General features: G+C 65.3%; 9 protein-coding genes, 1 tRNA gene and 1 pseudogene. 7 read left to right on the top strand and 4 right to left on the bottom strand.

Annotated elements, in window-relative coordinates:
• Positions 1 to 926: 926 nt before the first annotated feature.
• From GEV05_28980 to GEV05_28970, 3 genes and pseudogenes are all read right to left on the bottom strand, one after another.
• A complete protein-coding gene (locus tag GEV05_28980) occupies positions 927 to 1,892 on the bottom strand; it encodes a tripartite tricarboxylate transporter substrate binding protein (protein ID MPZ47325.1) in 966 nt (321 codons plus the stop codon).
• A 38-nt stretch (positions 1,893 to 1,930) separates the two neighbouring features.
• Positions 1,931 to 2,771: pseudogene (locus GEV05_28975) on the bottom strand (5-methyltetrahydropteroyltriglutamate--homocysteine methyltransferase).
• Positions 2,772 to 2,820: 49 nt separating this feature from the next.
• Positions 2,821 to 3,204 (bottom strand): hypothetical protein, encoded by a 384-nt coding sequence (locus GEV05_28970; protein MPZ47324.1) that lies wholly within the window; start codon positions 3,202 to 3,204, stop codon positions 2,821 to 2,823.
• A 62-nt stretch (positions 3,205 to 3,266) separates the two neighbouring features.
• Here GEV05_28970 and GEV05_28965 point away from each other — a divergent pair, with 62 nt between their 5' ends.
• Positions 3,267 to 3,581: a hypothetical protein gene (locus tag GEV05_28965; GenBank protein ID MPZ47323.1), complete on the top strand. Its 315-nt coding sequence runs from the start codon at positions 3,267 to 3,269 to the stop codon at positions 3,579 to 3,581.
• Between the two features lie 65 nt (positions 3,582 to 3,646).
• Here the strand turns inward: GEV05_28965 and GEV05_28960 are convergent.
• Positions 3,647 to 3,733, bottom strand: a tRNA-Leu gene (locus tag GEV05_28960).
• A gap of 75 nt (positions 3,734 to 3,808) precedes the next feature.
• Here GEV05_28960 and queA point away from each other — a divergent pair.
• From queA to GEV05_28930, 6 genes are all read left to right on the top strand, one after another.
• Positions 3,809 to 4,858 carry a tRNA preQ1(34) S-adenosylmethionine ribosyltransferase-isomerase QueA gene (gene queA, locus GEV05_28955; GenBank protein MPZ47322.1) on the top strand — a complete coding sequence of 350 codons (1,050 nt, stop codon included), beginning with the start codon at positions 3,809 to 3,811 and terminating at the stop codon, positions 4,856 to 4,858.
• A 20-nt stretch (positions 4,859 to 4,878) separates the two neighbouring features.
• Positions 4,879 to 5,313, top strand: coding sequence for an acyl-CoA thioesterase (locus GEV05_28950; protein MPZ47321.1), 435 nt, complete (start codon positions 4,879 to 4,881; stop codon positions 5,311 to 5,313).
• Positions 5,314 to 5,344: 31 nt separating this feature from the next.
• Entirely contained in the window at positions 5,345 to 6,460 is a 1,116-nt protein-coding gene (gene tgt / locus GEV05_28945) for a tRNA guanosine(34) transglycosylase Tgt (GenBank protein MPZ47320.1), read from the top strand.
• 66 nt (positions 6,461 to 6,526) lie between these two features.
• Positions 6,527 to 6,850 carry a preprotein translocase subunit YajC gene (yajC, locus tag GEV05_28940; protein MPZ47319.1) on the top strand — a complete coding sequence of 108 codons (324 nt, stop codon included), beginning with the start codon at positions 6,527 to 6,529 and terminating at the stop codon, positions 6,848 to 6,850.
• An 84-nt stretch (positions 6,851 to 6,934) separates the two neighbouring features.
• Positions 6,935 to 8,812, top strand: a complete 1,878-nt coding sequence (gene secD / locus GEV05_28935) for a protein translocase subunit SecD (protein ID MPZ47318.1) — start codon at positions 6,935 to 6,937, stop codon at positions 8,810 to 8,812.
• 69 nt (positions 8,813 to 8,881) lie between these two features.
• Positions 8,882 to 9,405, top strand: a 524-nt coding sequence (locus tag GEV05_28930; protein MPZ47317.1) for a protein translocase subunit SecF, incomplete at its 3' end; no start/stop codon positions are given.

Genomic DNA, 9,405 nt, shown 5'->3' with positions numbered 1-9,405 from the left:
GAAGCCGACGCGATACGCGCGGGCGACCGCAAGCCCGGGCTCGACGAGATCGCGCGACTGGGCGAACGGGTCCTGGCGATGATCGGCGAGAGGCCGCTCTACTACGCCTAGGTGATCGACGCGTTCCTGGACGTGCCGCTGCAGGCGATCACGCGCGACTTCGGCAAGCTGCACGCCGAGGAGAAGCTGTGGCAGGACAAGGACGGGCGCCAAGGACGGGCGCATGTGGCGTGCGCGGCTCGGCGTTTGCCGCGAAACCGCCGGGGTAGGCGGTAAACCACACCACCCCGCCCGCGGTCGCGGGCACCCCTCCTCGTGAGAGAGGGGGGATGCGCTCTCCTCCTGCGAAGGAGGGGCGGGGACTCGCCCCGGAGCGCGGGCGGGGTGGTCTTATTGACGATTCGAAATGGGTGACAGCGATTTAGCGCTCGACGCTCCCCTCGCCGCTTTTGGGGGCTGGGGTGAGGCTGGGAATTCGCGAACCATGGTTCGCGCCGGCCGAACGGCATGCCCAGAGCCGATGCGCGCCCCGCAAAGGAGGGGGCGGTGTGTCAACGGTCATCGACACCTGGGGTAACGACGCCTGCATGGTCACCAAGCCGGTGACCATCAAGGCGATGGTGCGGGTGTGCGGATCTCGCGCGCCGACGCCGAACCGCCCGACGGACGCGTGAAACGGTGGGAAAGAAAAGCTTGCGCCGTGGGGCGAGAAGCAGCGCGAGTTGCGGACCGAAGGCTTCTACGAGCGCTTTCCGGCGAAAGGCCAGATCGAGCGCGTCGCGCGCATCCATCGATCTGGCGAAGTGGGCCGGGATGGAAATCCGCACGCCCGCCAAAGCGCGCGCCTGACGCGCACTCCATCAGGTCCCGCCGCTAAACGAACATCAGGCGAATACCGCGGAGGGATCCGGCTTCGCCGGGACGCATCACTGCTGCTCGATCTTCGCGTCCTTGATGATCTTGCCGTACTTGTCGATGTCCGATCTGAGGAGCTCCGCCATCTGTTCCGGGCCGTTGTAGTAGGGCTCGGAGCCCATGAGGAAAAGCTTGTGCTGCGTGTCCGGCTTCTCTACGAGTTTTTTGACTTCCCCGGCGATCTTGTTGACGATGGGCTTCGGGATGCCGGCCGGTCCGCCGACGCCTTGCCAGTTCGTCAAACGCATGGCCGGCAGCCCTACCTCGGCGAAGGTCGGAACGTCCGGAAATGTTTTATTGCGCGATTCGCCGGTGACCGCGAGCGCTCGCAGTTGTCCGTTCTTGATGTGTGCCGCGACGTTGACGGGATTGGAGAAGAAGAAATTGATGTGGCCGCCCATCAGATCGATCACCGCCGGGCCGCCGCCTTTGTAGGGAACGTGCAGCGTCTGGATGTGAGCCGTGTTGTTGAACAGTTCAGCCAGCAGATGGGTCGGCCCGCCGTAGCTGGAAGTGCCGAACGTTACCTGCGCCGGCTTCGCCTTGGCCATCGCGATCAGGTCGTTCACCGTTTTCACCGGGAGCGACGGTGGGACCACCAGCACATTCTCGTATTTCGACAGGGTGGCGATCGGCGCGAAGTCCTTCAGGACGTGGTAGGGTGCCTTCGCGAGCCAGTGATTGCCGGCTAGCGCGGCGCCCATCGACACGAGCGTGTAGCCGTCCGCGCGTGCTTTCGCGGCGATCGACATGCCGATGAGCGTGTTGGCTCCGGGCCGATTGTCCACGACGACCTGCTGTCCCCACGCTTCGGTGAGTTGCTGCCCGATCAGGCGGGCGATGACGGTCGTGCTGCCTCCCGGCGCATACGGTGAAATGTAGCGTATCGGCCTACTGGGGTAATCCTCCTGCGCGCCGGCACTGGCCGCGAACGCGCTCAGGACGAGCGATCCAAGCAGTCTGCTCCAAACACTCATTGGGTTCCTCCTTTTGTAGAGATCGGTGGTGCCTCTTATTAATCGGTAGCTGACGAGCCCTTTTCCAGCTCTTGGCGCACGATCGCAGCGCCCTCGACCATCGCGCGCATCTTGCCGAACGCCACTTCGCGCGGCAGGTACTTCATGCCGCAATCCGGCGCCACGACGACATTCTCGGTCGGCACGAACGGCAGCGCGCGGCCGAATGCGCGCAGCCACCGTTGCCGGCGATTCCACAGCATCGTCGCTCAGATCAATCACGCCGAGCAGGATCTTCTTGCCGGCGAGGGCGGCGAGCGTCGAGCAATCGAGCCGCGGCTGCGCGGTCTCGACCGAAACCTGATGGCAGGCGCAATCGCGCAGCTCGGCCAGGAAGCCGTAGCGGTCGGGCTTTGCGGCCGGCACCATCGCGGCGTAGCCGAAGCACATGTGCACCACGGTTGTGCCTTCGATGCCCTGGAGCACGGTTATCTTGGCCAGGCGCCGGGTGTGTGCGCGCAGGAAGCGCATGTCCTCGACTTCGGCCGGATGGCGGCGGGCGAGCGGGCCGACGATGCGCGGCACGGTGATCGGCCGGCGGTTGCGCGCGAGCGTGCTGCCGGGGCGATCGAGATCGATGCCGTCGAGCGCGGTGGCGAAACGGTTGAAGTAGCTCTCGCGGCGGATTTCGCCGTCGGTGATGATGTCGAGGCCCGCTTCCTCCTGGCTGCGGATCGCGACCAGGGTCGCATCGCGCTGGGCCTCGGCGAGAAAAGGCTCGGGAATGCGTCGCAACTGCGTCGCGCGCACGCGCGGCACCGAGCCCGCGCGCAGCTGGTCGCGATCGATCAGCCAGTCGGGCTGCGGGTAGCTGCCGACCAGCGATACGGGAAGCAGCACGGTCTCCTCCTGCGCCTTGTCGAGCCCATCATACTGCAACGCCGGCCGCTCACAGGTTCTCTTCGGTGCGCAACGAGAGCTCGACCATGCGCTCGAGGATCTGATCGGCCGGCGGCCCGACGAAATTTCGCAGCACCAGCTCCTTGGTGTACAACCGCACCAGGTAGCGCAGCTTCAACGTGCGCCCGCGCGAGGCGTAGACGAAGTCGCGATGCCCATTGTTGACCACGATGAGGGTGCGCGCGAGGTCGTAGCGAGAGCGCCAGGATTCACCGGGCGCGCGCTCGAACGTGTAACCGGGCAGACCCGGCGCCGCGATCGACGTTGGCCCGATCTGGGAGAGAATTTCCTGCGTGACCGTGACCAGGGCCTCGGCCTCGCACACCACGTCGCGGCTACGCACTACGACCTCACTGCCGTACTCGGCGGCCACGTCGACATCCTGGTCGGCACGCCCGGCCCTGCGCTGACGCAGGTGGATTCAGGCAAGGCACGATCATTGCACTCAGCGCGCCCAGCCGCCAGACCGGCAGGCTGGCGGCCGTGCCGACATTCCGCGATCAGGGCGTGGATGCGGTGCACTACGCCTGGCGCGGGTTTCTTGCGCCGAAGGACATCACGCCCGCGCAGGTTGCTTTCTGGGAGCAGGCGTTTCAGAAGATCACGCCGATCGACACGTGGAAGCAGGATCTGGAGCGCAATGGCTGGTGTGAAGATCTGCGCAATGCCGCAGATACGCGCAAGCACCTGGAAGAGGAGCATGAGCTGCTGAGGCGCATTCTGGTCGATCTGGGGTTGATTCAGCGCTGATCGCGGAGGCGGTTCGAGGCTGGTGCCCTTTGCGCTTCGATCTCCGGATGCCGGTCGTAATTGATTGGTGCCGGGAGGGGGAATCGAACCCCCACGATGTTGCCATCGCCAGATTTTGAGTCTGGTGCGTCTACCAATTCCGCCATCCCGGCAGGGAGACGGTGATTATGCGTTATCGCTTCGGCGAGGGGCAACTGCAGAGGTTGCTCCCGTATAATCGCGCGGTCGTGCGGCTCGATGACTTCGACTTCATATTGCCCGAGGATCTGATCGCTCAGCGTCCGGCGAAGGAGCGGGCGGCGAGTCGCCTGCTGTGCCTCGACGGGCGCACGGGCGATATGGCCGACCGCCGCTTTCGCGACTTGCCGCAGTCGATCGGCGCGAACGACGTCGTCGTGTTCAACGACACACGGGTCATCAACGCGCGGCTGTTCGGCGTCAAGGCGAGCGGCGGGCAGGTCGAGATCCTGATCGAACGCCTGCTCGACGCTCGCAGTGCCCTGGTGCAGCTGCGTGCAAGCAAGCCGCCGCGCGTCGGCAACTCGATCCACTTTTTCGGCGGCATGACGGCGCGGGTGCTGGGTCGCGACGGAGAATTCTATCGGCTGCAGTTCGAAACCGGGCCCGATCTGCCGACGTACCTGGAACGCCATGGCGGCGTCCCGCTGCCGCGCTACATCGAGCATGCACCGGACGCAGACGATGCGAGCCGCTACCAGACCGTTTATTCGCGCCATCCGGGCGCGGTCGCAGCGCCCACGGCGGGCCTGCACTTCGACGAGGCGATGCTCGCCGAGCTCCGCCGGCGAGGCATTGCGACGGCGTACATCACGTTGCACGTCGGCGCTGGAACGTTCCAGCCGGTGCGGGTGAGCGACATCCGTAACCACGTGATGCACAGCGAATGGTTCGATGTCCCGGCCGAAACGGCAACTGCGATCGAGCGCGCGCGCACACGCAGGGGGCGTGTGCTGGCGGTGGGTACGACGACGCTGCGGGCGCTCGAATCGGCCGCGGCCGGCGGCCGGCTGCGCGCAGGACTGGGCGAGACCAATCTGTTCATCCTGCCCGGCTACCGATTTCGCGTGGTGGAGCGGCTTCTGACCAATTTTCACCTGCCCCGCTCCACGCTGCTCATGCTGGTTTCCGCCTTCGGCGGCATGGAGCACATCCGGCGCGCATATCGGCACGCCGTGTCGGAGCGCTACCGCTTCTTCAGCTACGGGGACGCCATGTTGCTCGAGCGGCAGGACGCGGTTGCGGCGGACGCACCATGACCGCCCGCAACGCCGCGCGCATGCTGCCCGATACGCGCAGCCGCTATGCGCACTTCGTCGAGCTGACCACGCGCTGGCTGGACAACGACGTCTATCGGCACGTCAACAACGTCGTGTACTACTCGTTCTTCGATACCGCGGTGAACCAGTACATGCTCGAGAGCGGCGTGCTGGACTTCGAAGCGAGCACCACCGTCTCGCTCGTGGTCGAAACGGGCTGCACGTTCTTCGCGCCCATCCGTTTTCCCGATCGCGTGCATTGCGGGCTGCGCGTAGTGCACCTGGGAACGAGCAGCGTGCGCTACCAGATCGGCGTCTTTCGCAACGACGAGCGCCTCGCCGCGGCGCGCGGACACTTCGTACACGTGTGCTGCGACCGGGATACGCAAACGCCGGTTGCGATGCCGGCTGCGCTGCGCGCGGCGCTGGAGCGTTTGCGCGTCGATGCAGAATGAACGCTACGCGAGCGGGCGCACGCAGGCTGCGATGAAATTCAGCGTGACGGCTACCGACGGCGCCGCGCGGACCGGCCGCCTGCAATTGCCCCACGGTGTCGTGCACACGCCCTGCTTCATGCCGGTGGGGACCTACGGCGCCGTCAAGGGCATGAGCCCGGCGAGCCTGGAAGCGCTGGGCGCGCAGATCGTGCTCGGCAATACCTTTCATCTTTGGCTGCGCCCCGGTCTGGAGGTGATCGAGCGCCACGGCGGCTTGCATCGATTCATGAGTTGGTCGCGCCCGATCCTCACCGATTCGGGCGGTTATCAGGTGTTCAGCCTCGGGGCCTTGCGCAAGATCTCCGAAGAGGGCGTGCGCTTCCAGTCGCCCGTGAACGGCGATCGCCTGCTGCTCACGCCGGAAACGTCGATGCAGATCCAGCGCGTGCTCGATTCGGACATCGTGATGGTGTTCGACGAATGCACTTCTTATCCGGTCGACGAGGCCGGCGCCGCAGCTTCCATGCGCTTGTCGCTGCGCTGGGCGGAGCGCTGCCGGCGCGCACACGAGGGCAACTCGAATGCGCTTTTCGGTATCGTGCAGGGTGGCATGTTCGAGCGCCTGCGCGACGAGTCGCTGCAGGGATTGCTCGGGATCGGCTTCGACGGCTACGCCATCGGCGGGCTCTCGGTCGGCGAGCCGAGGGCCGACATGAGCCGCGTCCTCGCTCATACGGCGCCGAGCCTGCCGCCCGACAAGCCACGCTACCTGATGGGGGTCGGCACGCCGCAGGACATTCTCGACGCAGTTCGCAGCGGCGTGGATCTGTTCGATTGCGTGCTGCCGACGCGCAACGCGCGCAACGGCTGGCTCTATACCAGCGAAGGAATCCTCAAGCTTCGCAACGCGCGCTACCGCGACGACATGCGTCCGGTCGACAGTCGCTGCGGCTGCTACACCTGCTCGGCCTTCACACGCGCCTATCTGCATCACTTGCAGCGGGTGAACGAGATGCTCGGCGCGCAGCTCAACACCCTGCACAACCTGCACTACTACCATACGCACATGGCCTCGATCCGGACGGCCATCGAGGCTGGGCGGCTGCAAGAAATCGCGTTGCCGCAGGTGTTGTCGCATGAGGCCGGCGCAATGGACCCATGCTAGAATCGCCCCGATTTGGCAACGCCCCAACAGGTGCACGGGCGCACCGGCGATGGCGAGGGGAAAACGATGTGGATCGGTCAGGCTTGGGCGCAGGGCACGGGTGGCGGTTTCGGCGGCGATATGCTGGGACTGCTGCCGATCGTGCTCATGTTCGTCGTGCTCTACTTCCTGATGATCCGGCCGCAGATGAAGCGCGCCAAGGACCACAAGGCGATGATCGAGGCCCTGCAGAAGGGCGACGAGGTGGTCGCCGCCGGCGGCATGGTCGGTCGGGTGTCCAAGATCGGCGACAACTATGTTTCGCTGCAGGTCGCCGACAACGTCGAGGTCACCGTCCAGCGCCCTTCGGTGCAGCTGGTGCTGCCCAAGGGAACGCTCAAGACGCTGTGAAGCCTGCCTTCTTGCCTGCGTCATTGATTTCGTGACCGCCGCCGCTTCCCCCCGGGCGACTGCCACCAACCGTTCGCTCGAGACATGAATCGATATCCGGTGTGGCTTTACGCGATCGTCGCGATCGCGCTCGTGGTCGGTTTCACCTACACGCTGCCGAATTTTTTCGGCGAGGCGCCCGCCGTCCAGATTTCCCCGGCCAAGGCCGCGCTCAAAACCGACACCGCCCTGATGCAGCGGGTCCAAAAGATCCTGACCGACACCTCCATTCCCCACGATGGCATCACGGTCGACGACAACGGCGTCAAGGCACGCTTCGTCGAGACCGAAACGCAGATCAAGGCCAAGGACGTCCTGCAGGCAAAGCTGGGCGAGGATTACGTGGTGGCGCTCAACCTGGTCTCGAACAGTCCCGATTGGCTGACTGCGATCGGCGCGCGGCCGATGTACCTGGGGCTCGATCTGCGCGGCGGCGTGCACTTCCTCATGCAAGTCGACATGAAGACGGCGCTGACCCGCAGGATGGAAGGGGTGGCCGGCGATATTCGCAGCTCGCTGCGTGAAAAGCGTATTCCCTATGCGGGCATCTCGCGCGAGGGCCAGGTCGTCCAGGTCCGTTTCCGGGATCAGGCGTCCCGGGACAAGGCCATCAGCGAGATCGAGCGCATCACCGCGGATGTCGCCTTGCGCCCGGTCGACGAAACCGACGAGTACCGCCTTTTCGTGACGCTGAAGCCCGAGGCACTGAAGAAGACGGCGGACTTCGCGCTGCAGCAGAACATCACGACGCTGCGCAACCGCGTGAACGAGCTGGGCGTGGCCGAGCCGATCATCCAGCAGCAGGGCGCGGACCGGGTGGTGGTGCAGCTGCCCGGCGTGCAGGACACGGCCAAGGCGAAGGACATCCTGGGCCGCACGGCCACCCTGGAGGTGCGGATGGTGGACGAGGAGAACTCGTCCAATCCGGCGGTGCTGGATGCCGCGGTGCGCGGGCAGGTGCCATTCAACGCCGAGCTCTTCTACGAGAGCAGCGAACGGGGCCGCGTGCCGTTGCTGGTGCGCAAGCAAGTCGTCCTGACCGGGGAGCGGATCAACGACGCCCAGCCGGGCTTCGACAATCAGACCGGCGAGCCCGCGGTGCACATCAGCCTGGATGGAACGGGTGCGCGCATCTTCCAGCAGGCAACGCGGGAGAGCGTGGGCAAGCGCATGGCGATCATCCTGTTCGAGAAGGGCAAGGGCGAAGTCATCACCGCGCCGGTGATCCGCGCGGAGATCGGCGGCGGGCGGGTGCAGATTTCCGGCCGGATGAACACGCGCGAGGCCAACGACATCGCCTTGCTGCTTCGCGCCGGGGCGCTGGCGGCTCCGATGGAGATCATCGAAGAACGTACCGTCGGCCCGAGCCTCGGCGCGGAGAACATCGACAAAGGTTTCCGCGCCATGTGGTATGGCTTCGCGGCCTTGAGCGCATTCATGATCATCTACTACGCGCTGTTCGGGGTGATCTCGGTGCTGGCGCTGGTGACCAACCTTTTGCTCCTGGTGGCACTGCTGTCGATGCTGCAGGCGACGCTGACGCTGCCCGGGATCGCTGCCATCGCGCTCACGCTCGGCATGGCGATCGACGCCAACGTACTCATCAACGAGCGGGTGCGGGAAGAGCTGCGCAACGGAAACAGCCCGCAGGCGGCGATCCATGCCGGCTACGAACGCGCGTGGGCAACCATCCTGGATTCGAACATCACCACCCTGATCGCCGGGATCGCGTTGTTTGCGTTCGGCTCGGGCCCGGTGCGCGGCTTCGCGGTGGTGCACTGCCTCGGCATCATGACCTCAATGTTCAGCGCCGTGGTCGTGTCGCGCTCGATCGTGAACCTCACCTACGGACGCAAGCGCAGGCTGGAACGCGTCTCGATCGGGCAAATCTGGAAGCCAAGCGCCGAAGCGCCGGCGCGCTAGGATGGCATACGGCATCGGCCGGAGTCTGACTGACCGGCATTCGTCAATCGGAGCGACGCAAGGCTAGGCATGGAATTCTTCCGCATCAAGCGCGACATCCCGTTCATGCGCCACGCGCTGGTGTTCAACGTGATCTCGCTGATTACATTCCTGCTCGCCGTCGGATCGCTGGCCACCAAGGGGCTGCATTTCGGCGTCGATTTCACCGGCGGCACGGTGATGGAAGTGAGCTACCAGCAGCCGGCCGACCTGAGCCGCATCCGGGAGACGGTAGCGGGGCTGGGCTTTACCGAAGTCGCGATCCAGAACTTCGGCAGCGCCAGCGATGTCCTGATCCGCCTGCCGGTGCGCGAGGACATATCCGGGGCGAAGGTATCCGAATCGGTCATGCAGGCGTTGCGCAAGGTCGAACCCACGGTTGAACTGCGGCGGGTGGAGTTCGTCGGACCGCAGGTCGGCAAGGAGCTGGTCGAGAACGGCGCGCTGGCGCTGCTGTTCGTCTCGATCGGCATCGTGCTCTACCTGTGGATGCGCTTCGAATGGAAATTCGGCCTTGCGGCCATCATCGCCAACCTGCACGACGTCGTCATCAT

Source organism: Betaproteobacteria bacterium, from assembly GCA_009377585.1.
Lineage (GTDB): Bacteria > Pseudomonadota > Gammaproteobacteria > Burkholderiales > WYBJ01 > WYBJ01.
Note: the sequence above shows the minus strand (reverse complement) of the source record. Positions and strands in the feature narration are given on the sequence as shown.